Annotated in this window: 1 protein-coding gene and 1 tRNA gene; one reads left to right on the top strand and one right to left on the bottom strand. The window is 60.9% G+C overall.

Annotated features, from left to right (window positions below):
• Positions 1 to 151: 151 nt before the first annotated feature.
• Complete coding sequence (locus tag RMN95_RS15450) at positions 152 to 1,315, top strand: site-specific integrase (protein ID WP_309617797.1); 1,164 nt, start codon at positions 152 to 154, stop codon at positions 1,313 to 1,315.
• Positions 1,316 to 1,357: 42 nt separating this feature from the next.
• Here the strand turns inward: RMN95_RS15450 and RMN95_RS15445 are convergent.
• A tRNA-Lys gene (locus RMN95_RS15445) sits at positions 1,358 to 1,430 on the bottom strand.
• Positions 1,431 to 1,475 lie beyond the last annotated feature (45 nt).

Genomic DNA, 1,475 nt, shown 5'->3' with positions numbered 1-1,475 from the left:
CCTTCCCTTCCCTTCACCTCCCCGTGCTGAGGCCGGCTCTGCGCTTTGTGGACGAACCAGGTGCCGTCTTACCTCGGCTGCCTCTGTTGGACTACAACCGCGCGGATGAACTGCTAGATGGCCGGCCGCGCCTTTACGGCGGTGATTGACGATGAGTCGCCCGCGTAACCCGGTCGGGTCACATGGCGTGCTGAACGTCCAGGAGGTTTCTCCCGACAAGTGGCGCGCTCGGACGTTGTACCGATTCCAAGACGGCAAGCGACGCCAGGTGGAGCGCTTCGGGTCAACCTCCTCGAAGGCTCAGCACTCATTGCGCGTTGCGCTCACCACGATCGAAACTCCGTCGCAGCTGGCCATTACTAAGCGTACGAAACTCTCTGATCTCGCTGATGCGTACCTTCTGCTCAAGGCGGAGATAGGGCGTGCGCCGCGCACAATCTCGACGTATCGGCACAATGCGGAAACAATCATCAAGCCTCTCGTCGGGCAGTTGACGGTGGGCGAGGCGACGACGATGCGGCTACAGCGATTCATCACACACGTCTCGGTGAAGCACGGGCCCGGCGCGGCCAAGGGGTGCCGCTCGGTGCTATCGGGGATGCTCGCTCTAGCAATTCGAAATGATGCAATCACGACTAACCCGGTAGTGGGTATCGCTGGCATTGAGCGGAAGGCAAGCCGCGGCGCTTCGGCGCTCCCGCTCGAGGGGGTAGTGCAGTTCCTTGTAACGGTGCGCGCTGATCCGGAGATGGTGCGGTTAGACATCGTTGAGCTTTGGGAGTTTATGGCATGGAGCGGCTGCCGAATTGGTGAAGCGTTGGCACTGCAGTGGCCGGCGCTCGACTTTGACGCGGCCACGGTAACGCTCGGCTCGAGCGTGTCACGGACGCCGGGGGAGGGGCTGTCGATTCGTGCGGCCGGCAAAACGGAGACATCCGAACGAACGATAGCCCTACCCTCCGAATCGGTGACGATGCTCCGGGCTCGATACTCGGCTCAGCCGCAAAACCTGCTCGACCTGGTGTTCCCCTCGATGCTCGGGAAGCTCCGCGATACTTCGAACACGGAGTCAGACTGGCGCGTGAATCGCGATCGACTCGGGTATCCCGGCTTCACATCGCACGGCTTTCGAAAGACTGTGGCGACGGCGTTGGACCGAGCTGGATTGTCGGCTCGAGACATCGCTGACTATCTCGGACATAAGCACCCGTCGATGACGATGGATACCTATATGGCACGCAACACGCAGAGTGTTCGGGCTGCTGGTGCCTTGTCCGCAATGTTCGGGGTAAGTTCGGGATCTAGAACCGACTAATTCAGACTGCGTCCCAAAATCCCCGAGTTTACGGGGATGCAGTGGGCCCCGTCGGGCTCGAACCGACGACCCACGGATTAAAAGTCCGATGCTCTACCAACTGAGCTAGAGGCCCCTTCGGTTAAATCTAGCGTGGATTGCGCGGCCCGCGAACGGGCCG

This window comes from Salinibacterium sp. (genome assembly GCF_031364185.1).
In the GTDB taxonomy this organism is placed as follows: domain Bacteria; phylum Actinomycetota; class Actinomycetes; order Actinomycetales; family Microbacteriaceae; genus Rhodoglobus.
The sequence above is the reverse complement of the archived record's forward strand: the minus strand, read 5'-3'. Positions and strand labels throughout refer to the sequence as shown.